Genomic DNA, 21,756 nt, shown 5'->3' on the forward strand with positions numbered 1-21,756 from the left:
CCACAGCATGCCAGTCGGCGTTGGGCGTCCGATATGGAGCGTGACGGTATGACCGTTTACGCCTCCGCCGGAACAACGGGTTACCGGCGCGTAACAAGTCATTGACGTTTCTGAATTGTTGCGGGGATGATCGTCGCACGGTCGACCGGACACCCCCACCCACCTGCCCGGTTCGCCGGGTGCCTCCCCCGGAGGTGCAGCGATGCTGCTCCGAAAGACCGCCCTCGTCCTGGCCCTCGCCACCGCCGCGCTGCTCGCGTCCACCGCCACGGCGACCGCCGCCCCCGCCGATCCCGTCCCGGCCACCGCCGCCCCCACCACACCCTTCGCCGCCGCGGCGGCCAACCCCGTCATCGTGGTCGGCGGGCTCAGCGGCGTCGCCGTCGCCTACGAGCCGATCGCCGCCCGCCTGCGCGCCGACGGCTACCGCACCTTCATCTACCAGCTGCCCGGACTGGGCCTCGGTGACATCCCCACCTCGGCCCGCGCGTTCGCCGGCTACGTCAACCAGGTCCGCGCCAGCACCGGCGCGACGAGCGTCGACGTCGTCGCCCACTCCGAAGGGGGCCTGGTCAGCCGCTACTACCTCAAGCGGCTCGGCGGCACCACCACCGTCGGCCGCTACGTCAGCCTGGGCACACCGCAGTACGGCACGTACGTCGCCAACATCGTGGCGTTCCTGGGTCTGGGCAGCTGCGCCGGCGTCGTGGCCTGCCAACAGATGACCATCGGCTCGGCGTTCCTCGCCGACCTCAACGCCGGCGACGACACCCCGGGCGCGGTGCGCTACACCACCATCCGCACTCTGCAGGACGAGTTGGTCCGGCCGACCGGAAACGCCGCCGTCAACGACGGCGCGACGAACGTGCTGATCCAGGCGTACTGCCCGCTGCGGGTGGTGGGGCACCTCGGTCTGGTGCTCGACGGCACGGCGTACACCATCGTGCGCGGCGCCCTGGTCGACGGCCCGGTGCGACCCAACTGCCTCGCGCTCTGATCCGCTCCGGTGCGGCGGCCTCGGAGGGGGCCGCCGCACCGGACCCGCGACGGTGAGTGTCGGGTGCGCGACGATCCCTCCAAACGGTGTGGCAGACATCAGATGTCCTCGATAGCCTGCTCCGGCTGTCCAATCCCGACAGTGGACGCCATCCTCCGAGAAGGAGCAGGTCTCATGGCCGAGCCGCCCGCAGTGCCGCCGGAGAACACCCCGCCGACCGTGCCGCAGCTCGACGTCCGGGCCGCCCAACCGCCGTCGGCCGACACGCCGCCGCCCACCGGCGGGTTCGCCGACCGCCCACCGGGCTACCCCAGCGCGCTGGTCTGGCTGCGTGCCGGGATCCTGCGGGACTGGCGCGGCGTGCTCGGCGCGTTCCTCGCCACCTGGTTCTACCTGCCCGTCGCGCTGCTCCTGGCGTTCTGGGGCGGCCTCACGTTCGGCATCGTCGGGCTCTTCGCCGTCGGGACCGGCGCCGACGACCAGGTGCCCCAGGTGCTGCGCGACGCCCCGCTCATCGGCTCCCTGGTCGAGGCGTTCCTGACCCGCTCCGGCGGGTTGCTCGGCGGCGTCGCCGGTTTCGCCATCGGCTTCCTGGTCGGCTTCCTCGCCGTGCTGGCCCTGCCCTGGATGGGCGTCGCCGACGAGCCCTTCGCGCTGCTCACCGGCCTGATCGGCACTGTCGCCGCAGCGGCGCTGATCGGGGTCCTGTACACGCTCTACCGGGTGCTGCTCGAACCCCGCCTGCTGGTGGTTTCGGGCGCGCGCCAGCCCAGCCGTCGCGAGTACGCGCGGCTGCGCCCCATCCTCGACGACTGCGCCCGACGGCTCGGCCTGCCCAGCGTGCCCCGGCTGCTCATGGAGGACGACCCGGTCCTGAGCAACGCCCGCACCTACGCCCGACACGTGGTGGTCACCACCGCCGTGCTGACCGAACCGGACGACGAGGTGGCCGCGCTGCTCAGCCACGAGCTGGTGCACTGGCGCACCGGCGACGAGATCACCAGCGCCTTCGTCCGCGGTGTCGGCCTGCCGCTGACCCTCGCGCACGCCCTGCCGACCTGGCTGATGCGGACGTTCCCGCACCCGGGCACCAACTTCGTGGTCTTCGTGTTCTTCTGGCCGGTGCTGCTCACCATGCGGTACGTGGTGCTGCCACTGCACGCTCGTGACGTGCGGGCCGCCGAGTACCGGGCCGACCTCGGCGCCGTGCTCACCGGCCACGTCGACGGCCTGCGGCGCATCCTGGAACGGCGGCTGTCCTTCGAGACCGGGCGCAGCGGCTGGGACGAGGCGGTCTGCGCCACCCACCCGCCGCACGAGCTGCGGCTCGACGCGTTGGAGCGCGCGTCGCTGACCGGTGCGCCCGCCGGGGCGGGCCAGCCTGTGACAGTCGACGGGCTGTTCAACTCCGCCCGCCCGGTCGGCACCCGCCGCACCTGGCTGCTGGTCGGCGCCCTCACAGTGGTCGCCTGCCTCGGCACCAGCGGACTCGGCGTGGTGCAGTGGGCGTTCTTCCGGCCCCAGGCGGCGATCGACGGCTACTTCGATGCGCTCGCCGACCGGGACAGCGACGCCGCGCTCGGCTACCTGACCGACCAGGGCAGCGACGCCGACACCACGCTGCTCGCTCAACTGCTGCGCGGCAAGGGCTACCAACCACCGACCGACGTCGAGATCAGCAAGCTGGACCGCGACGGCGACAGCGCCACCGCCACAGTGGCGTACCGGCTGGGGGACGCGAGAGAGGCCACCACCCTCACCCTGCGCCGCGAGGACGAGACCACCGCCGGCCTGTTCCACGGCTGGCGGTTGAGCGGCGGTCCGACCCCGCTCAACGCCGCGATCGCCGACCCCGGGGTACGGCTCAACGGGGTGGAGCTGCCGGTCGCCACCGAGGGCGCCCCGCTGGTGCTGTTGCCCGGCGGCTACACCGCTACCGGCCCGTCCAGTGCGCTCAGCGAGACGCCGAGCACGACAATGCTGGTCGGCCCGGGGGAGACCGCCGCCGTCCTGCAACTGGCGCCGGTGCTCAAGCCGGCGGCGACCGAGGCCGTCGAGGCACAGGTACGCGCCTGGTTGGACGAGTGCGCCAAGCAGACCGTCGCCGCCCCGCCGGGCTGCCCGTTCCGCTACTACGGCGGCGCCACCCAGAAGATCACCTGGAAGATCCTGGAGTACCCGAAGCTCGCCGTCGAACTCACCGGCCCGGCCAGCGCCCAGGTCTCCACCCCGACCGAGACCCAGGGCAGGGTGGAGGCCAGTGGCACTACCACCTACTTCGGCGGCAGCTCACCGTTCAAGGACGACAACGCGTTCGCCGTCACGGGCGTCGCCACCGCCGACGGCGACGACGTGTCGTTCCGACCCGCCGCCGACTGACCGGGAGACAGACAGTGACCGACAGCGACACCGCAGCCCGGCTGCCCGTCCGGCTGACCATCAACCCCCGGCAGCGGCAGCCCCCGTCGGTCGACCTGCTGACGTGGATCCACCGCCGCCCCGAGTACCGGCCGGGAGTCCGCCCGGCCGGCGGCGGCGGAGGCCGGCCGGGCTTCAGCGACGCGGTGATCATCGCGGTGCTGGCCCAGGGGCTGCTTCCGGGGCTGTTCAACCTGTTGCAGTCCTGGGTGGACCAGCAGCGCACCGAGGCCAGCATCCGGATCCAGACCGGGGACACCGAGGTGGAGCTACAGGTCAGCGGGCGCACCGACTCCGCCCGCCTGCTGGCCCAGGCGACCGAGGCGCTACGCGCCGCCCGAGAGCCTGGCCCGAACGCCGCCGGCTGACCCGACGGCTCCCGAGAGCCCGGGTCCGGACACCGCCGGCTGACCCGACGGCGTCCGGAGCGGCTGGTCAGCTCGCCTTGGCGAGCGCCTCGAACTCGTCGTCGGTGAGCCGCACGTCGGCCGCGCCCACGTTCTCCTCCAGGTGCGCCACCGAGGACGTGCCCGGGATCGGCAGCATCACCGGCGAGCGGCGCAGCAGCCAGGCCAGCGCAAGCTGCGCTGGCGACGCGCCGTGCGCGGTGGAGATGGCGTCCAGCGGGCCACCCGGGCGGGCCAGCTCACCGGTGGCGATCGGGAACCACGGGATGAACGCGAGGTCGTTACGCTCGCAGAACTCCAGCACGTCCTCGGCGCTGCGGTTGGCGAGGTTGTACAGGTTCTGCACCGACGCGATCGTGGTGATCGCCCGGGACTCCTCGATCTGCGCGACGCTCACCTCGGACAGCCCGATGTGCTGGATCTTGCCTTCCTCGCGCAGCAGGGCCAGCTCACCGAGCTGGTCGGCGAGCGGCACCTTCGGGTCGATCCGGTGCAGCTGGTACAGCGGGATGCTGTCCAGGCCGAGGTGACGCAGGCTCAGCTCGCACTGCTGGCGCAGGTACTCCGGGCGGCCCAGCGCACGCCAGTCGCCGGGGCCGGAGCGGCTCAGCCCGGCCTTGGTCGCGATCACCAGGTCATCGGCGTACGGGTGCAGCGCCTCCCGGATCAGCAACTCCGACACGAACGGCCCGTACGAGTCGGCGGTGTCGATGAACGTCACGCCCAGCTCGACCGCACGGCGCAGCACGCGAACCGCCTCGGCCGGGTCCTTCGGGTCACCCCAGACACCCGGGCCGGTGATCTGCATGGCCCCGTAGCCGAGCCGGTTGACTGTGACATCGCCACCGATCCGGTACGTGCCGGACGCCTTCGCGGGCTGCTCACTGATGTTTGTCGCCATTGCCCGATCCCCAATCGTCTCGTCGTGGCGGGCGTGGACAGCGTGGGCATGAAGAGCCCACCCGCCACCGATGGATCATCCCCCGGAACCTCGCCGCCATGCCGCCGGTCGGCCGACTGTGGGCGCTGACACGCCGTCAGCGCGCCGAACCGAGTTGCCGGGAAGCGCCCGGTACGACCGGGGTGTCCGTGCGACGCTGGCCGGAGCCGGTGCGTTCCGGCGCGACGGCGAAGGGAGCACCCATGGGAGTGCCGCAGGTCAACTTCGCGCTCGACACGTACGAGTGCATCGTGATCTATCCCGGCGCGGCCGGGCGGGCCCTGCCCGCGGAAACCGTGCAGCGGTTGCAGGCCGAGCACGCCGAACACATGCAGGCGTTGCAGCGACGCGGCATCGTCCTTGTCGCCGGCTCGGTGGACGGGCCGGCGCGCGAGCCGGATCCGCCGATCGGCTTCGGGCTGGCCCGTACCGGCAGCGTCGACGATGTCCGCAGCGTGCTGGAGGCCGACCCGGCGGTGCAGGCAGGGCTCTACCGGGTGGAGGTGCTGACCTTCCTGTGCCCGGCGGGCTCCCTGGAGTTCCCGCTGGTCAAGGCGGGCAGCTGAGCCGCGGCTCCATCGGTGGCTGTCGTGATGGTGACGGCGCTCGCCCGCCTGCCGGTGTTACGGTCGCGCCCAGCGCGGGCCGCCGCCGGGGCGTACCCGGTGTCGTGGGTCGGCCCCGGTCGAGGAGTCGCCATGATCTCCGCCGCCACCCCCGATGTCGCGTCGGCCGCCGCCCGACTGCGTGCCCTGCTCGGCGACCGGCTGCACGAGCCGGGCGACCCCGGTTACGCCACCACCACCCGGCTCTGGAACGGCGCTGTGGCGCGCACGCCCGCGCTGGTCGCCAGGTGCCAGGACGCCGACGAGGTGGCCGAGGCGGTCCGCATCGCCAACCGGTGTCACCTGCCCCTCTCGGTCCGCTCCGGAGGGCACGACTGGGCCGGCCGGGCGCTGCGCGACGGCGCTCTGGCGCTCGATCTGACCGGGCTGCGCTCCGTTCTGGTCGACCCGGACGCGGCAACGGTGACCATCGGCGGCGGCACCACGGCGGCCGATCTGCTCGCCGCCGCCCGCCCGTACGACCTGGTGGTCCCCACCGGCGTGGTCGGCGCCGTGGGGATGGCCGGGCTCACCCTCGCCGGCGGGTACGGCCCGCTGTGCGGCCGGTTCGGTCTGGCGCTGGACAGCCTGCTCGGCGCGGAGGTGGTTCTCGCCGACGGCCGCCGGGTCACCGCCGACGCCCGGCACGACGCCGAGCTGTACTGGGCGCTGCGTGGCGGCGGTGGCAACCTCGGCATCGTCACCGAGCTGCGCTTCCGCGCGCACCGGCTGCCCGGCGTGCTGGCCGGCATGATCATGTTCGCGCTCTCCGAGGCGCCGGCCGTGCTGCGCGGCTACGGCGCGCTGGTCGCCGAGGCACCGGACGAGCTGACAGTGATGGCCGGCTTCCTGCCCGGCCCGGCCGGCGAGCCGGTGATCTTCGTCTGCCCGTTCTACAGCGGCTCCGACCTGGATGCCGGGGCGCCGTGGATCGACCGGCTGCGCGCGCTGGGCACCCCGCTGGTCGACCAGATCGGCCCGATGCCGTACGCGGACGCGCTGCGGATGTTCGACGGTGGGATGGTCGACGGCAACCACTACCTGCTGCGGACCCGGTGGTTGCCAGCGCTCACCGACGGCACGGTGGACACGCTCGTCGACGCGGCCCGGCAGGTCACCTCGCCGTTCTCCGCGCTGGCCGTGCACCACTTCCACGGCGCGGCCACCCGGGTCCGACCCGCCGACACGGCGTTCGGGCTGCGCACCGATCACCTGATGGCCGAGATCATCGCGGTGTGGGCGCCCGGCGACCAGGCCGGCCCGCACCGCGAGTGGGCCGAGCGGGCCTCGGCGGCGCTCGCCCCGCACGCCCTGCCCGGTGGTTACCCCAACCTGCTCGCCCCGGAGGAGACCGACCGGGTCCGACTCGCCTACGGCGCGAACTGGGCGCGGCTGCGCCACGCCAAGCGCCGCTACGACCCCCGCTACCTGCTGCACGCGGTGCCCACCCTGCCACCCCCGGAGCACCCGGAGTGAGCTGCCGCCCGCGGCCACGGAGCATCCGAAACGAGCCGCCGCCTGCCGCCCTCGGGGCACCCGGAGTGACCCGCCGCCGGGAGCACCCCGACAGCGCACGCCAACAGAGGCGTACGATTCCCGGCGCGCGGTCGCTGATGCCCGTCGCCACAACGTTCCCGGTGCGGTTCCGCCCGCCGGCCCGACGCGCACCGCGCGTCGTTGGACACCTGTTCCACTGCCTGCAAGGGGTCGGCCCCGAGTCCGACCTGAAGGAGAGACTAGCCTGATGGGCGTGACACGCCGCGCGAAGATCGTCTGCACTCTTGGTCCCGCCACCTCGTCCCCGGAGCGCATCCGGGGTCTCGTCGAGGCCGGCATGAACGTGGCGAGGCTCAACTTCAGCCACGGCAGCCACGCCGACCACGAGGCGGTCTACCGACTGGTCCGGGAGGCGTCGGAGGCAACAGGTAAGCCGGTCGCCGTCCTCGCCGACCTGCAAGGCCCCAAGATCCGGCTCGGTCGGTTCGCCGACGGCCCGCACGAGTGGCGCACCGGTGACTCGGTCGTGATCACCGGCGACGACGTCATCGGCACCAAGGAGCGGGTCTCCTGCACCTATACGAAGCTGCCCCACGAGGTGAAGCCCGGCGACCGGCTGCTGATCGACGACGGTCGGGTCGCCGTCGAGGTCACCGACGTCACCGGCAACGACATCCGCTGCCTCGTCACCGAGGGCGGCCCGGTCTCCAACAACAAGGGCGTGTCGCTGCCCAACGTGGCGGTCAGCGTGCCCGCCATGTCGGACAAGGACGCCGAGGACCTGCGCTTCTCCCTGGGTCTCGGCGTCGACCTGGTCGCGCTCTCCTTCGTCCGCTCCGCCGAGGACATCAAGCTCGTCCACAACATCATGGCCGAGGAGGGTGTGTTCCGCCCGGTGCTCGCCAAGGTCGAGAAGCCGGAGGCGGTGGAGCACCTGGAGGCCATCGTGCTGGCCTTCGACGGCGTCATGGTCGCCCGCGGTGACCTCGGTGTCGAGATGCCGCTGGACGAGGTCCCGCTGGTGCAGAAGCGCGCCGTGCAGCTGTGCCGGGAGAACGCCAAGCCCGTCATCGTGGCCACCCAGATGCTCGACTCCATGATCGAGAACTCCCGCCCCACCCGGGCGGAGGCCTCCGACGTCGCCAACGCCGTGCTCGACGGCGCGGACGCGGTGATGCTCTCCGGCGAGACCAGCGTCGGCAAGTACCCGGTGCTCACCGTCAGCACCATGGCCAAGATCGTGACGACCACCGAGGCCGGATCCATCGGCGTGCCGCGCTTGCAGCACGACCCGCGTACCCACGGTGGCGCCCTCACCGTCGCCGCCTCGTCGATCGCCCGGGCCATCAACGCCAAGGCCCTCGTCGCCTTCTCGCAGACCGGCGACACGGTGCGACGGCTGTCCCGCCTGCACTGCGACCTGCCGCTGCTGGCCTTCACGCCGGTCCCCGAGGTGCGCGACCAGCTCGCCCTCACCTGGGGCGTGGAGACCTTCCTGATGCCGTTCGTGCAGCACACCGACGACATGTTCCGCCAGGTCGACCAGGCGCTGCTCGGCCTCGACCGGGCCAACCCCGGTGACTACGTGGTGATCGTGGCCGGTAGCCCGCCCGGCACCCCCGGCTCGACCAACACGCTGCGCGTACACCAGCTCGGCTCGCTGGTCGACGCCGCGTCGGCGCGGGCCCTGCAGTGAGCGACGGTCGGGTCGCGGTCGGCCAGGCGGCGGTGGACCAGCTGCTGGAAGTGCTGGACCTCGACCCGACCGGCGAGATGACCTTCCGGGGGATGAGCCCCCCGGTCGGTCCACAACGGGTGTACGGCGGCCAGGTCGCCGGTCAGGCCCTGGTCGCCGCCGGCCGCACCGTCGACCCGGAGCGGTTCGTGCACTCGCTGCACGGCTACTTCGTCCGCCCCGGCGACCCGGTCGAACCGATCGCGTACGAGGTGGAGAACATCCGCGACGGCCGGTCCTTCTCGGTCCGCCGCGCGGTCGCCCTCCAGCACGGCAAGCCGATCTTCTTCATGTCGGCGTCTTTCCAGCGGGCCGAGGAGGGGCTGGACCACCAGGCCCCGGCCCCGCTGGACGTACCCCCGCCGCAGGACGTGCCGACGATGACCGACCGGCTCTCCCGCTACCCGGAGCGGCTGGGCATCTGGGGCCAGATCCCGCGACCGATCGACGTGCGCTACGTGGGTGAGCCCGGCTGGGTCCGCCCCGGCGACCGGCCCGCCGACCCGCACCAGCGCGTCTGGATGCGTATCGACGGCAAACTGCCCGACGACCCCCTGCTGCACGCCTGCGCTCTCACCTACGCCTCGGACCTCACCCTGCTGGACTCGGTGCTCTCCGCGCACGGCGAGGTGTGGGGGCCGGGCGGGTTGGTCGGCGCGAGCCTGGACCACGCGCTGTGGTTCCACCGGCCGTTCCGGGCCGACGAGTGGTTCCTCTACGACTGCCTGAGCCCGTCGGCGTCCGGCGCGCGTGGGCTGGCCACCGGCCGGATGTTCACCACTGACGGCCAGCAGATCGCCAGCGCCGTCCAGGAGGGTCTGCTGCGCCGCGTCGGCGCCTGACGCTCCGGCTCGTCTGCGCCGAGTAGTGGTCTTGTCCCCGCCAGCCAGGTGTCGTTAGTCCCGCCAGCTGGTTGTCGCTCGTCCCCGCCAGGCAGCTGGCGGGGATGACGTGGTTTCAGGCCTGGTAGATCGCTTCGCCGGCGATCTCGATCTGCACCGTCTTGCCGACCAGCACCCCGCCGCTCTCCAGGACGACATTCCAGAGCAGGCCGTAGTCCTCACGGTTCATCTCGGCCGTCGCGCTGAACCCGAAGATGTTCTGCCCGTACGGATCCTGGCGAGCACCACCAAAATTCACCTCCAGGTCGACGGCCCGGGTGATCCCCTTCACTGTCAACTCACCGGTGAGGACGAATCGTCCGGGAATACCGTCGGACTGCGGCGGAACAATGTGACTTCGGCCTCGTCCGCCCAACCGATGGTTGCGCAGACGTGCCCACTGGAATATGGGGTCCTCGTTGCCGTGCCATTTAATGCCGGTGCTTCGATATTCGAGGGTGGGGAAACGTTCCACGTCGAGGAAGTCGGCACTCTTCAGATGCGTGTCCCGGTCGACGCTCCCAGTGGTGATGCTGGCCGACCTGATGGTGGCCGTCACCGAGGAGAGTAACGGGTCCTCCGCCACGAAAATCTCCGCCGTGGCCTCGGCGAACTCGCCGCGCACCGGGCTCACCATCATGTGCCGGGACAGGAAACCGATCCGCTTGTGCGCCTGATCGAGAAGATAGGTGCCGGCCACCGGGATGGTCATGCCGTCCCAGGTACGTGTGGCGATATCGGTCATCGTGTTGCCTTCCCCCCGAGAGCGCCCGGGTGTTTATCAATATGTTGCTGGCGGCCGGGTAAACGGCCAGACATTCGTACTCACGCCCAGCATAGGGACGCTCCGGACCGGCATTTCGGCCGCCACCGTACGGTGGATCATGACGCACTTCACCGGTCCCCACCGGCGGCCGTTCATCGGTTCCGACCGGCGGTCCGGACGGGCGCCAGCGGCGCTACTTCCCATCGATGCGTGGCCGATCGGCCGAGGGTCGCCCGCCCGCCCGGTTGACCAGCGACTAACCTTGCCGACATGCGCCTCTCCGCTCGGGTCGACTATGCCCTCCGCGCGGCCGCCGAGCTTGCCGCGACGGCCAGCGGCCCCGGGCGCGGCCGGCCGGTGACGGCCGACCAGATCGCCCGCGCCCAGGAGATCCCGCCGAAGTTCCTGGAGAGCATCCTTCTTCAGCTGCGCCGAGGCGGCATCGTGCACGCCCAGCGTGGCCCGGAGGGCGGCTACTGGCTGGCCCGCCCCGCCGAGGAGATCTCCCTCGCCGAGGTCATCCGGGTGATCGACGGGCCCCTCGCCCACGTACGCGGGCAGCGCCCCGAGCAGCTCGGCTACCACGGCCCGGCGCACGCTCTTCAGGAGGTCTGGATCGCGCTACGGGCGAGCGAGCGGGAGATCCTGGAGCTGGTCAGCGTCGCCGACGTGGCCGCCGGCACCCTGCCCGCGCGGGTCACCGAGCTGGCCGCCGACCCGCGCGCCTGGATCTGAGCTCCGGCTCACCTCCCCGGCTCTACGTCACCTGGTCGTTGCCTGCTTCGCGTGGACCCGTACGCCGGCCAGGCTTCCGGCTTGGCGTCACCTGACCCTGCCGGCCTGCCGGCCTGCGTGCCGGCTGGCTTTCGGCCTGGCATCGCCTGGCTGGTGGCGCTGCGTGCCGGCTGGCTTTCGGCCTGGCATCGCCTGGCTGGTGGCGCTGCGTGCCGGCTGGCTTTCGGCCTGGCATCGCCTGGCTGGTGGCCCTGCGTGCCGGCTGGCTTTCGGCCTCGCGTCACCTGGCCTCCGGCTCTGCGTACCCGCTGGGCTTCCGGCCTGGCGTCGCCTCGTCCCTCGTCCTGCGCGCCCGGGATTGCCGCCGCTCGGTTCCCGGCCTTGCGTCACCGGCCACTGACCCGGCGCACCGCCCGGCCGCGTCCCATCCACCGATCGGGGGCTTGACCCCGGCTGCCCCATCCCGCATTGTCGACCAAGTCGATAGGAGATGCCGAAAAGTCTGGGGGCGCTCGTGCGCAAGCTGTTGGTCCTCGCTCTGGTCGGGCTCGTCGCGCAACTGATCGATGGTTCGCTCGGCATGGCATACGGCTTGACCTCGTCCACATTGCTGCTGGTCGCCGGGGTCGCCCCGGCCGCAGCCTCGGCCTCGGTGCACCTGGCCGAGATCGGCACCACCCTCGCCGCCGGGTTCGCGCACTGGCGGTTCGGCAACGTCGACTGGCGGGTGGTGACCCGCATCGCCCTCCCCGGCGCTATCGGCGCCTTCGCCGGCGCCACACTGCTCAGCTCGATCTCCACCGAGGCCGCCGCACCATGGATGGCCGGCATCCTCTTCACGCTCGGCGCGTACCTCCTGATCCGCTTCGCCCGACCACTGCGCACCGACCGGGTCGGCGGACGGCTCCGAGGCCGTTTCCTCGGCCCCCTGGGCCTGGTCGCCGGCTTCGTCGACGCGACCGGCGGCGGCGGATGGGGCCCGGTGGCCACCCCCGCGCTGCTGGTCTCCGGCCGCATGGAACCCCGCAAGGTGATCGGCTCGGTGGACACCGCCGAGTTCGTCGTGGCCGGCGCGGCCAGCATCGGCTTCCTGATCGGGCTGGGCTCGGAGGGATTCCTGCTCCCCACCGTCGCCGCACTGCTCATCGGCGGGCTCATCGCCGCCCCACTGGCCGCCTGGCTGGTGCGAATCGTGCCTGCCCAACTGCTCGGCGCGGCAGTCGGCGGCGTGATCGTGCTGACCAACGCCCGCACCCTGATCCGCTCCGCCGAACTGGACGGCCCGGCCCGCCCCGCCCTGTACGCCCTGCTCGCCGTCGGCTGGCTGGCCGCCCTGGTGTTGGCCGTACGCGCCCTACGCCGTACCCGCCGTGCCCGTGCCGAGGCCGCCACCGCCGCTCTCGCCACCGCTGCCGGGGCACCCGCCGAGGCCCCCGACGCCGCATCCGCCGGCGAGGTCCCGGCCGATCTGGCCGCAACGGGTACGCCCACCCCACGCTGACCCCTCGTCAGGCCCACCCACCCGCCGATGCCCGGCCAAACGTCGCCATCGCCGAGCTTGAGTCACCAAGATCGCGCAACATCCCGGATGTAGTGGCTTCCCGGCGTTCCGTGGCCACTACATCCTGGTTCGAGCGTGATCTTGATGGCAGCGGGCGTCGTTCACTCCGCGCCTCGCCCCGCCCCGCCGTGTCCCGGGCCTGCCGTGTCTGGGCCTGTCGTGTCCGGGCCTGTCGTGTCCGGGCCCGCCGTGTCCCGCGTCCCCTGGTGCCTCGCGCCGTGCCCACCGCGGTCACCGCGCACGGCTGGGCCCTGCCCTGGATGCGGTCAAGGTCGCGCAACATCCCGGATGTAGTGGCATCGCGGCCCGTCGTGGCCACTACATCGTGGATAGAGCGTGACCTTGGCGGTGGTGGGCGCCCTGAACCCTGTCCCGGTCGGTCGGGCCTGGTGTTCGTCGTCGAGATCCGCGCAACATCAGGGATGGTGCTGTCTCTCGCGCGTCGGAGCCAGCAACATCCGGGAAGTTGCGCAGATCTTGGCGCGGGCCGCGGGGCTGCGGGCCGCGGGGCTGCGGGGGTGCGGGGCGCGGGGTGCGGGGTGCGGGCCGCGGGCTGCGGGCTGCGGGGCTGCGGGGCTGCGGGGCTGCGGGGGAGTGGGCGGGGCTACGGCGGGTTAGGGGGTAGGCAGGGTGTTGGCTGCCTCGGAGAGCAGGGTCCAGGCTTCGTCGATGTGCGCTTCGGTGGTCTGGGGTGAACCGACCGCCAGCCGCAGCGTGTAGCGGTCGGTGACCCGGGTGTGCGTGAGGTGCACCCGCCCGGTGGCGTTCACCGAGGCCAGCAACGCGGCGTTGGTGTCGTCGTCGGCGCGCAGTCGGAAGCAGACCAGTGAGAACGGGTGCGCCGCGGCCAACTCGAACCGGTCGTCGGCGCGGACCCGCTCGGCGAACCGTTCGGCAAGCGCCACCCCGGAGCGGATGTGCGCCCGTAGCCCTTCGGCGCCGTACCAGCGCAGCACGAACCACAGCTTGAGGGACCGGAACCGCCGGCCCAGCGGCACCTGCCAGTCCCGGTAGTCGATCACGGCGCCGGATTCGGAGGCCGCGTTGCGCAGGAACTCCGGCAGTACGGTCAGCGCCTCGATCAGTTCGGCCCGGTCGGCCACCCAGAACGCGTCGCAGTCGAAGCCGGTGAGTAGCCACTTGTGCGGGTCGAAGCAGTAGGAATCGGCGTACTCCAGGCCGGCGTGTGTCCACCGCAGCTCGGGGCAGACGGCGGCGGAGCCCGCGTACGCGGCGTCCACGTGCAGCCAGATCCCGTACTCGGCGCAGATGGCCCCGATCTCCGGCAGCGGGTCGACGGCGGTGGTGGAGGTGGTGCCGATGGTCGCCACCACGAGGGCCGGCACGTCACCGGCGGCCAGGTCGGCTTCGATGGCGGCGCGCAGCGCGCCCGGCAGCATCGCCTGGGTGTCCGGGTCCACATCGATCGCCCGGATTCCGTCGCTGCCCAGCCCGGCGATCCGTACGGCCTTCTCGATGGACGAGTGCCCGTGGATGGAGGTGTAGGCGCGGTAGCGCCGGTCGATGCCGGTGTGCCGCCAGCGGCCTCCGCTGGCCCGGTGCAGTGCGGTCAGGGTGGCCACCAGCGTCGCGGAGGAGGCCGAGTCCTGGATGACCCCACCGCCGGTGCCGGTGGAGCGGAATCGCTGTGGCAGGTCCATCAGGTGGGCCAGCCAGTCCATCATCACCGTCTCCAGCTCGGTGCAGGCCGGGCTGGAGGCCCAGAGCATGCCCTGGACGCCGAGCCCGGAGCTGACCAGGTCGCCGAGCACGCTCGGGCCGGAGGTGTTGCCGGGGAAGTAGCCGAAGAAGCCGGGGTGCTGCCAGTGGGTCAGCCCCGGTACGACGATCGAGTCCAGGTCGGCGAGGATCGCCTCGACCGGTTCGCCGCCGGTGGTGGGCGGCTCGCTGGGCAGGGCGGCGGCGACCGTGCCCGGAGGGTCGGCCGGGGCGACCGGTCGTTGCTCCACTGTCGCCCAGTAATCGGCGATCCAGTCGACGACGGCGTGGCCGGCTCGACGAAACTCGTCAGGGTCCATGTGGTGAGCGCTCACCCGGACGAGTTGATCAGGCATTGATCGCGAGGGCAAGACCGAAAAGATCAGCAATCATCGATGTTGCGGGGCGGAAAGCGCTTGCCTTACGATGCGCGGTGAGTCGGATCCGTGAGTTCCAGGGCGTTTCACCCCGATCAGATCGCCGTCCGCCGCCGTCGCGGTGGGTGCGGTCCACTGTGCTTCCCGGGCAGGGCCGGTGGGTCGTGGCGATCATCACCGGATCCCCGGAGGCAGTGCATGCACCCGTCCAGACATCGGCTGATCCTGCTCGCCGCCACGACGGCGGCCACCGTCGTGGCCGGCACCCTCGGCGCGGTCGTCGCCTCGGCCGCCGCCGTCGGCTGCCGGGTCGACTATCAGATCACCAACCAGTGGCAGGGCGGCTTCGGCGCCAACGTCACAGTCACCAACCTCGGCGACCCGGTCACCGGGTGGGCCGTCACCTGGTCGTACGCCGCGGGCCAGCAGGTCACCCAGGCGTGGAACGCCGCCGTCACCCAGTCCGGCGCCCAGGTGACAGCGCGCAACGTCGACCACAACACCGCCATCGCCACGAACGGCAGCGCCTCGTTCGGCTTCAACGGTTCGTGGACCGGCAGCAACCCGGTGCCAGGCGGCTTCACGCTCAACGGCACCACCTGCACCGGAGCGCCACCCACCGACGAGCCGACCACCCCGCCACCCACCACCCCGCCACCCACCACCCCGCCACCCACCACCCCACCTCCGACCACGCCACCGCCGTCGGCCGGGGTGGTGCAGATGGAGAAGCTGGACCGGGGGCTGGTCAGCGTCCGCTCCGGCAGCGGCAACCTGGTCTCCTGGCGGCTGCTCGGCACCGAGACCTCCGGGGTGGCGTTCAACCTCTACCGGGGATCCACAAAGGTCAACGCCAGCCCGATCACCGGCGCCACCAACTACCTCGACAACGGCGCGGCGGCCGGCTCGGCGTACACGGTGCGGGCCGTGGTGGGCGGCACCGAGCAGGCGGCGTCGGCGCCGGCGTTGCAGTTCGGCGCGGGCTACCTGGACGTGCCGTTGCAGGTCCCGGCCGGGGGCAGCACCCCCAGCGGCGAGAGCTACTCGTACAGCGCCAGCGACGCCTCCGTCGGTGACCTCAACGGTGACGGCACCTACGAGATCGTGCTCAAGTGGGAACCGTCCAACGCCAAGGACAACTCCCAGTCCGGCTACACCGGCAACGTCTACGTCGACGCGTACACAATCACCGGCACCCGGTTGTGGCGGGTCGACCTGGGCCGCAACATCCGGGCCGGCGCCCACTACACCCAGTTCCAGGTGTACGACTACGACGGCGACGGCCGCGCCGAGGTGGCAATGAAGACCGCCGACGGCACCCGCTCCGGCACCGGTCAGCTCATCGGTTCGTCGTCGGCGGACCACCGCAACTCCAGCGGTTACGTGCTGTCCGGCCCGGAGTACCTGACCATGTTCAACGGGCAGACCGGCGCGATCGCCTCCACCGTCACCTACGACCCGCCGCGCGGCACCGTGTCGTCCTGGGGCGACTCGTACGGCAACCGGGTGGACCGTTTCCTCGCCGGCACCGCGTACCTGGACGGGCAGCGCCCCTCGCTGATCATGGCCCGGGGTTACTACACCCGGGCGGTGATCGCCGCCTGGGACTTCCGCAACGGCACGCTGACCAAGCGCTGGACGTTCGACTCGAACTCCTCCGGCAACGGCGCCGCCGCCGGCCAGGGCAACCACCAGCTCTCCGTGGCCGACGTCGACGCCGACGGTCGCCAGGAGATCGTGTACGGGGCCGCCACCATCGACGACAACGGCCGGCTGCTCCACTCGACCGGCAACGGCCACGGCGACGCCCTGCACGTGGGGGACCTGGACCCGGGCCGCGCCGGCCTGGAGGTGTTCAAGGTCGACGAGGACGCCAGCAAGCCCAGCTCCTACTTCGCCGACGCCCGTACCGGTCAGGTCCTCTGGTCCACGCCGGCGTCCGGCGACAACGGCCGGGGCGTCTCCGCGGACATCTGGGCGGGCAGTCCCGGCGCGGAGTCGTGGTCGTCAGCGGTCGCCGGACTGGCAAACACCAGAGGGCAGAACGTCGGCCGCAAGCCGTCCTCGGCCAACTTCCTCGCCTGGTGGGACGGCGACCCGGTGCGAGAACTGCTCGACGGCACGAAGATCGACAAGTACGGCACCGGCGGCGAGACCCGGCTGCTCGACGGCAGTCAGGTGGCGTCCAACAACGGCACCAAGTCCACTCCGGCGCTCTCCGGCGACATCCTGGGCGACTGGCGCGAGGAGGTGATCTGGCGGACCACCGACAGCCGGGCGCTGCGCATCTACAGCACACCCACGCCGACCAGCACCCGGATCTACACCCTCATGCACGACCCGCAGTATCGGGTGGCCATCGCGTGGCAGAACACCGCCTACAACCAACCGCCGCACCCAGGGTTCTTCATCGGCAACGGAATGGGCACCCCACCCACGCCAGACATCTATCTACGTTGATGCAACCCCTAGCGGTCCCGAGTGGGGTCGCCTAGGGTGGCAGGCACCGGGCCGCAGCCGCGGAATCCGCTCAGCTCCGGCCCGGTGCGCCACACCGCGGCATTCCCAACCCGTCCCGACCGGGAATGCCGTACCACCACCGGCACCAACATTAGGCACCGTCCGGGTCGGCAGGGTGACGCTGACGTGAAGATCGTGTTTCACGCGTTCTGGCGGAGACCGCCCGCCACCTGCTCGGCGATCAATTCGTACGACCGCACCCGGTCCTGCACGTCGTACACCAGCGTGGTCAGCATCAGCTCGTCCGCGCCAGTGCGCTCCACCAACTCGGTGAGCTGCCGCCGCACCGTCTCCGGCGAGCCCATCGCCTGCCCGTCACGGCGCGCCACGACGAACTCCCGCTCGACCTCCGAGTACGGGTAGGCCGCCGCCTCGTCGGGCGTCGACAGCGGCTCCGGCCGCCCGGAGCGCAACTTCAGGAACGACAGGGCGCTCGGCCCGGCCAACCATTCGGCCCGCTCGTCGGTCTCCGCGCACACCGCGTTGACCGCCACCATCGCGTACGGCTTGTCCAGCCACTGCGACGGCCGGAAGTTCTGCCGGTACAGCGCCAACGCCGGCAGGGTGTTCTGCGAGCTGAAGTGGTGCGCGAAGGAGAACGGCAGACCGAGCAGACCGGCGAGCTGGGCGCTGAAACCGCTGGAGCCCAACAGCCACACGGCCGGCTGCTCACCGCGACCCGGCGTGGCGATGATCTGCCCCGGCTTCTCCCCGCTGAAGTAGTTCATCAGGTCTGTCAGCTCGCGCGGGAAACCCTCCGCCGACAGGCCCTCCATGGTGCGCCGCAACGCCAGCGCCGTCACCTGGTCGGTGCCCGGCGCCCGCCCGATGCCCAGGTCGATCCGACCCGGGTGCAACGCCTCCAGGGTGCCGAACTGCTCGGCCACCACCAGCGGCGCGTGGTTGGGCAGCATCACCCCGCCCGACCCCAGCCGGATCGTCGAGGTGTTAGCCGCCAGGTGCGCCAGCAGCACCGCGGGGGCGGAACTGGCGATCGCCGGCATGTTGTGGTGCTCGGCCACCCAGAACCGGTGGTAGCCCAACTCCTCAGTGCGGCGGGCCAACTCGGTGGTGGCCTGCAACGCCTGGCCAGCGGTGGTGCCCTTGGCGACCGGGGCAAGATCAAGAACAGACAACGGTACGGTGATCACACGGTCAGCCAACCCGTCACCGACCGGCTTTGTTCCAGCATGCGGGTTTTCGTCGGCCACCTCACCCGCCGCTCAGCCCATCCCACGCGCCTGCTCGAAGATCAAACTGGTCTGGGTGTGCTGCACCACCGGGTCCACCGCCAGATGGTCCAGCACGAAGTCCCGCAACGCGTCGCCGGACGCCGCCCGCACATGCAGCACGTAGTCCTCCGCGCCCGCCACGTGGAACACCGACACCACCCCCGGCAGCCGCACCGACCGGGCCCGGAACGCGTCCACCGCCGCCCGCTCGTGCGCTGTCAACCGCACCGACACCAACGCCTGCAACGGCAGACCGAGCGCCGCCGGATCCACCTCGGCGTGAAAACCACGGATCGCACCACGCTCACGCAGCGCCCGCGTACGCGTCAGGCACGTCGACGGCGCCACCCCCACCCGCTCGGCGAGGGCGTTGTTCGGCAGCCGGCCGTCCGCCGCCAGCTCGGTCAGGATCGCGCGGTCCACCTCATCCAGGGCCGAATACGGCCGCAGATCATTCGGCTCAGGGGGCATCGCGCCATCCTCGCCCGAACCCGCGACGGACACCAACCCGATTAACAGAATCATCTGCCGAACCGTTGCCCACCAGTCACCAAATGTTCGACGCTACCGCCATGACAACGATGGACACCCGGGCCGTCCACGCCGGCCGCGACGACCTGCGCACCCTCGGCGTGCACGTACCACCCATCGACCTGTCCACCACCAACCCGCTGCCCTCCGTCGACGACGGCGGCGCCGCGTACGAGCAACTCGCCACCGGCGGCACCCTCCCCGCCGACGGCGGCGCCGTCTACCAACGGCTCTGGAACCCCACAGTCGCCCGCTTCGAAACCGCCCTCGCCGAACTGGAAGGCACCGCCCAAGCCGTCGCCTTCGCCAGCGGAATGGCAGCCCTCACCGCCACCCTGCTCGCCGCCGCCCGCGACGACCGCCGGCACGTCGTCGCCGTCCGACCCCTCTACGGCGGCACCGACCACATCCTCGCCACCGGCCTGCTCGGCACCACAGTCACCTGGACGCGCCCCGACGAGGTCGCCGCCGCCATCCGCCCCGACACCGCACTGATCATCGTCGAGACACCCGCCAACCCCACACTCGACCTGGTCGACATCGCCGCCCTCGCCGCCGCGGCCGGCGACACCCCACTGCTGGTCGACAACACCGTCGCCACCCCCGTACTGCAACAACCCGCCCGCCACGGCGCCACCCTCGTCCTGCACAGCGCCACCAAGAGCATCGGCGGACACGGCGACGTCCTCGCCGGCGTCGTCGCCTGCGACGACACCTGGGCCGCACGGCTACGCCAGGTCCGCGCGGTCACCGGCGCGATCCTGCACCCCCTCGGCGGCTACCTCCTGCACCGCGGCCTGCAAACCCTGCCGCTGCGGGTCCGCGCCCAACAGGCCACCGCCGAGAAACTCGCCGGCTGGCTCGCCGACCACCCCGCCGTACACCGGGTGCACCACCCCTCGGTGCACGACCCGGCGGCGCTGGTCGGACGGCAGATGTCCGGACCCGGCAGCCTGCTCGCCTTCGAGGTACACGGCGGCGCGCCCGCCGCGGCCACCGTCGCCGACGCCTGCCGCCTCATCACCCACGCGGTGTCCCTCGGCGGCGTCGACACCCTCATCCAGCACCCCGCCTCACTCACCCACCGGCCGGTCCAGGGCGACGCCAAACCCGCCGCCGCCCTACTGCGCCTCTCGGTCGGCCTCGAAGACCCCGAAGACCTCCGCGCCGACCTCGCCCACGCCCTCGACACGATCGCCTGACCCTCAGCGCAACTCGCGGTTGCCCAACACCCGCACCGGCGAACCCTGCCGAGCCACCCGCAGCATCGCCCGGCCGATCCCGTCGGTAGTGGTGACCTGATTCGGCAGCAACCGACTCAGCACCGGAAACAGCGGACGGGTGACCGCGTACCCCAACCGGTACCACCGCGTCTTCGACACCGCCCCGTACGTCGGCTGGATGAACCCCGGCCGCGCCGCGTAACCGTTGGGCAGCAGATCCATGATCGCGTTCTCGGCACGCCCCTTGACCCGCGCCCACATCACCCGACCCCGACCCGACGAATCGGTCCCCTGCCCCGAGACGTAGACGAAGGTGACCTGCGGACTCACCTGCGCGAACAACCGCGCCGCCGCCATCGGGTAGTCGTAGCTGACCCGCGTGTACGCGGCCTCGTCCAGACCCAACGAGGACACCCCCAGGCAGTAGAAACACGCATCCACACCGGTCAACTCGGCCCGCACCGCGCCCAACTCGCCCACGTCCGCGACCGCCAGCTCCCGCAGCTTCGGATCCCGCACACCAGTCGGCCGCCGACCGACAGTCAGCACCTCCCGCACGTCATCGGCCAGCAGGCACTCGCGCAACACGCCCTGACCGACCATCCCGGTCGCACCGAAGACAACCACCCGCATCAGATCGCACCCCTGTCGTCGACCTCGCCACTCACGTCCTCGCAGGCTCCCACGATCGGCATGACCGGCGACGGCTGGGGAAAGCCCCGCCGACCGAATCCACCACACCGGCAGGGGGACGAACGTGCCGTTCATCACCGTGGGCACCGAGAACAACACCGCCATCGACATCTACTACGAGGACCACGGCTCCGGCCAGCCGGTCGTGCTCATCCACGGCTTCCCGTTCAACGGCGCCACCATGGAGAAGCTGACCAACCCACTGCTGAACGCCGGCCACCGGGTGATCACCTACGATCGCCGGGGCTTCGGCGCCTCCAGCCAACCGGACACCGGGTACGACTACGACACCCTGGCCGCGGACCTCGACACCCTCATGACGGAGTTGGACCTGCGCGACACCATCCTCGCCGGTCACTCCATGGGCACCGGTGAGGTGACCCGCTACCTCAGCAGGTATGGCTCCGAGCGGGTCAGCAAAGGCGTACTGCTCAGCCCACTGGCGCCGTTCCTGCGCAAGACCTCGGACAACCCCGAGGGGGTCGACGGAAGCGTCTTCGACGGCTTCAAACAGGCCGTCGCGGCAGACCGGTTCGCCTACCTCACCGCCTTCTGCACCAGCTTCTTCAACTACGACAAGACCAAGGGCAAACAGGTCAGCGAGGAAGCGTTCCAGGCGCACTGGGCCATCGGGCGACTCGCCTCCGCCAGTGCCATGTACCAGTGCATCGACGCCATCGCCACCGACTTCCGGGCCGACGTGCCCCGCATCGACGTGCCGATTCTCATCGTCCAAGGCGACCAAGACGCGGTGCTGCCCTACCCGGTCACCGGCCAGCGGCTCGCCCCGATGCTGCCCAACGGCAAGCTCATCACCCTCAAGGGCGCCCCGCACGGCATCCCGTGGACGCACGCCGACGAGGTCAACAAGGCGATCATGGACTTCATCGGCGCGCCAGCCATGGCCCGTGCCTGAGCG

At 71.5% G+C, this 21,756-nt stretch carries 18 protein-coding genes; 12 read left to right on the forward strand and 6 right to left on the reverse strand.

What is annotated here, in order from left to right:
- Nucleotides 1-202: 202 nt before the first annotated feature.
- From NIE111_RS21160 to NIE111_RS21170, 3 genes are all read left to right on the forward strand, one after another.
- Complete coding sequence (locus NIE111_RS21160) at nucleotides 203-997, forward strand: esterase/lipase family protein (RefSeq protein WP_238686045.1); 795 nt, start codon at nucleotides 203-205, stop codon at nucleotides 995-997.
- Between the two features lie 174 nt (nucleotides 998-1,171).
- A complete protein-coding gene (locus NIE111_RS21165) occupies nucleotides 1,172-3,376 on the forward strand; it encodes a M48 family metalloprotease (protein ID WP_238686046.1) in 2,205 nt (734 codons plus the stop codon).
- A gap of 14 nt (nucleotides 3,377-3,390) precedes the next feature.
- The gene (locus NIE111_RS21170; RefSeq protein ID WP_238686047.1) at nucleotides 3,391-3,783 is read left to right on the forward strand and encodes an effector-associated constant component EACC1; all 393 of its coding nucleotides are present in this window, start codon (nucleotides 3,391-3,393) and stop codon (nucleotides 3,781-3,783) included.
- A gap of 67 nt (nucleotides 3,784-3,850) precedes the next feature.
- Here the strand turns inward: NIE111_RS21170 and NIE111_RS21175 are convergent, their stop codons facing one another.
- Entirely contained in the window at nucleotides 3,851-4,723 is an 873-nt protein-coding gene (locus NIE111_RS21175; protein ID WP_091407870.1) for an aldo/keto reductase, read from the reverse strand.
- Nucleotides 4,724-4,965: 242 nt separating this feature from the next.
- Between NIE111_RS21175 and NIE111_RS21180 the strand changes: the two genes are divergently transcribed.
- From NIE111_RS21180 to NIE111_RS21195, 4 genes are all read left to right on the forward strand, one after another.
- The gene (locus NIE111_RS21180; protein WP_091407872.1) at nucleotides 4,966-5,328 is read left to right on the forward strand and encodes a YciI family protein; all 363 of its coding nucleotides are present in this window, start codon (nucleotides 4,966-4,968) and stop codon (nucleotides 5,326-5,328) included.
- 132 nt (nucleotides 5,329-5,460) lie between these two features.
- The gene (locus tag NIE111_RS21185; protein WP_238686048.1) at nucleotides 5,461-6,843 is read left to right on the forward strand and encodes an FAD-binding oxidoreductase; all 1,383 of its coding nucleotides are present in this window, start codon (nucleotides 5,461-5,463) and stop codon (nucleotides 6,841-6,843) included.
- 268 nt (nucleotides 6,844-7,111) lie between these two features.
- Nucleotides 7,112-8,560, forward strand: coding sequence for a pyruvate kinase (pyk, locus tag NIE111_RS21190; protein ID WP_210786217.1), 1,449 nt, complete (start codon nucleotides 7,112-7,114; stop codon nucleotides 8,558-8,560).
- The gene (locus tag NIE111_RS21195; RefSeq protein WP_112582692.1) at nucleotides 8,557-9,441 is read left to right on the forward strand and encodes an acyl-CoA thioesterase; all 885 of its coding nucleotides are present in this window, start codon (nucleotides 8,557-8,559) and stop codon (nucleotides 9,439-9,441) included. The genes pyk and NIE111_RS21195 overlap by 4 nt, the downstream gene beginning before the upstream one ends.
- 115 nt (nucleotides 9,442-9,556) lie before the next feature.
- Here the strand turns inward: NIE111_RS21195 and NIE111_RS21200 are convergent, their stop codons facing one another.
- Nucleotides 9,557-10,225, reverse strand: a complete 669-nt coding sequence (locus NIE111_RS21200; protein WP_238686049.1) for a YceI family protein — start codon at nucleotides 10,223-10,225, stop codon at nucleotides 9,557-9,559.
- Nucleotides 10,226-10,516: 291 nt separating this feature from the next.
- On the opposite strand from NIE111_RS21200, the gene NIE111_RS21205 reads away from it, so the two are divergent.
- Nucleotides 10,517-10,981 carry an RrF2 family transcriptional regulator gene (locus NIE111_RS21205; protein WP_091407884.1) on the forward strand — a complete coding sequence of 155 codons (465 nt, stop codon included), beginning with the start codon at nucleotides 10,517-10,519 and terminating at the stop codon, nucleotides 10,979-10,981.
- A 514-nt stretch (nucleotides 10,982-11,495) separates the two neighbouring features.
- Nucleotides 11,496-12,482, forward strand: coding sequence for a sulfite exporter TauE/SafE family protein (locus tag NIE111_RS21210; RefSeq protein WP_238686067.1), 987 nt, complete (start codon nucleotides 11,496-11,498; stop codon nucleotides 12,480-12,482).
- Nucleotides 12,483-13,156: 674 nt separating this feature from the next.
- On the opposite strand, the gene NIE111_RS21215 is transcribed toward NIE111_RS21210, so the two are convergent.
- Complete coding sequence (locus NIE111_RS21215) at nucleotides 13,157-14,596, reverse strand: pyridoxal-dependent decarboxylase (RefSeq protein ID WP_238686050.1); 1,440 nt, start codon at nucleotides 14,594-14,596, stop codon at nucleotides 13,157-13,159.
- 240 nt (nucleotides 14,597-14,836) lie between these two features.
- On the opposite strand from NIE111_RS21215, the gene NIE111_RS21220 reads away from it, so the two are divergent.
- The gene (locus NIE111_RS21220; protein WP_274531441.1) at nucleotides 14,837-17,098 is read left to right on the forward strand and encodes a rhamnogalacturonan lyase family protein; all 2,262 of its coding nucleotides are present in this window, start codon (nucleotides 14,837-14,839) and stop codon (nucleotides 17,096-17,098) included.
- A gap of 200 nt (nucleotides 17,099-17,298) precedes the next feature.
- On the opposite strand, the gene NIE111_RS21225 is transcribed toward NIE111_RS21220, so the two are convergent.
- Together NIE111_RS21225 and NIE111_RS21230 are read right to left on the reverse strand one after the other, a co-directional pair.
- Nucleotides 17,299-18,309, reverse strand: a complete 1,011-nt coding sequence (locus NIE111_RS21225; protein ID WP_238686051.1) for an LLM class flavin-dependent oxidoreductase — start codon at nucleotides 18,307-18,309, stop codon at nucleotides 17,299-17,301.
- A gap of 72 nt (nucleotides 18,310-18,381) precedes the next feature.
- Entirely contained in the window at nucleotides 18,382-18,861 is a 480-nt protein-coding gene (locus NIE111_RS21230; protein WP_238686052.1) for an Lrp/AsnC family transcriptional regulator, read from the reverse strand.
- An 83-nt stretch (nucleotides 18,862-18,944) separates the two neighbouring features.
- Between NIE111_RS21230 and NIE111_RS21235 the strand changes: the two genes are divergently transcribed.
- Nucleotides 18,945-20,123, forward strand: a complete 1,179-nt coding sequence (locus NIE111_RS21235; protein WP_238686053.1) for a trans-sulfuration enzyme family protein — start codon at nucleotides 18,945-18,947, stop codon at nucleotides 20,121-20,123.
- 3 nt (nucleotides 20,124-20,126) lie between these two features.
- On the opposite strand, the gene NIE111_RS21240 is transcribed toward NIE111_RS21235, so the two are convergent.
- Nucleotides 20,127-20,777, reverse strand: coding sequence for a Rossmann-fold NAD(P)-binding domain-containing protein (locus tag NIE111_RS21240; RefSeq protein WP_238686054.1), 651 nt, complete (start codon nucleotides 20,775-20,777; stop codon nucleotides 20,127-20,129).
- A 124-nt stretch (nucleotides 20,778-20,901) separates the two neighbouring features.
- Here NIE111_RS21240 and NIE111_RS21245 point away from each other — a divergent pair, with 124 nt between their 5' ends.
- On the forward strand, nucleotides 20,902-21,753 hold the full coding sequence (locus NIE111_RS21245) for an alpha/beta fold hydrolase (RefSeq protein WP_238686055.1): 852 nt from the start codon (nucleotides 20,902-20,904) through the stop codon (nucleotides 21,751-21,753).
- Nucleotides 21,754-21,756 lie beyond the last annotated feature (3 nt).

The sequence above is a fragment of the Micromonospora hortensis genome, assembly GCF_022230935.1.
In the GTDB taxonomy this organism is placed as follows: domain Bacteria; phylum Actinomycetota; class Actinomycetes; order Mycobacteriales; family Micromonosporaceae; genus Micromonospora; species Micromonospora hortensis.

What these genes read in the sequence shown, in the direction of transcription:
- NIE111_RS21160 (WP_238686045.1), top strand. Translation starts at nt 203, where the DNA reads ATGCTGCTCCGAAAGACCGCCCTCGTCCTGGCCCTCGCCACCGCCGCG.
- NIE111_RS21165 (WP_238686046.1), top strand. Translation starts at nt 1,172, where the DNA reads ATGGCCGAGCCGCCCGCAGTGCCGCCGGAGAACACCCCGCCGACCGTG.
- NIE111_RS21175 (WP_091407870.1), bottom strand. Translation starts at nt 4,723, where the DNA reads ATGGCGACAAACATCAGTGAGCAGCCCGCGAAGGCGTCCGGCACGTAC.
- NIE111_RS21180 (WP_091407872.1), top strand. Translation starts at nt 4,966, where the DNA reads ATGGGAGTGCCGCAGGTCAACTTCGCGCTCGACACGTACGAGTGCATC.
- NIE111_RS21185 (WP_238686048.1), top strand. Translation starts at nt 5,461, where the DNA reads ATGATCTCCGCCGCCACCCCCGATGTCGCGTCGGCCGCCGCCCGACTG.
- pyk (WP_210786217.1), top strand. Translation starts at nt 7,112, where the DNA reads ATGGGCGTGACACGCCGCGCGAAGATCGTCTGCACTCTTGGTCCCGCC.
- NIE111_RS21200 (WP_238686049.1), bottom strand. Translation starts at nt 10,225, where the DNA reads ATGACCGATATCGCCACACGTACCTGGGACGGCATGACCATCCCGGTG.
- NIE111_RS21205 (WP_091407884.1), top strand. Translation starts at nt 10,517, where the DNA reads ATGCGCCTCTCCGCTCGGGTCGACTATGCCCTCCGCGCGGCCGCCGAG.
- NIE111_RS21220 (WP_274531441.1), top strand. Translation starts at nt 14,837, where the DNA reads ATGCACCCGTCCAGACATCGGCTGATCCTGCTCGCCGCCACGACGGCG.
- NIE111_RS21230 (WP_238686052.1), bottom strand. Translation starts at nt 18,861, where the DNA reads ATGCCCCCTGAGCCGAATGATCTGCGGCCGTATTCGGCCCTGGATGAG.
- NIE111_RS21235 (WP_238686053.1), top strand. Translation starts at nt 18,945, where the DNA reads ATGTTCGACGCTACCGCCATGACAACGATGGACACCCGGGCCGTCCAC.
- NIE111_RS21240 (WP_238686054.1), bottom strand. Translation starts at nt 20,777, where the DNA reads ATGCGGGTGGTTGTCTTCGGTGCGACCGGGATGGTCGGTCAGGGCGTG.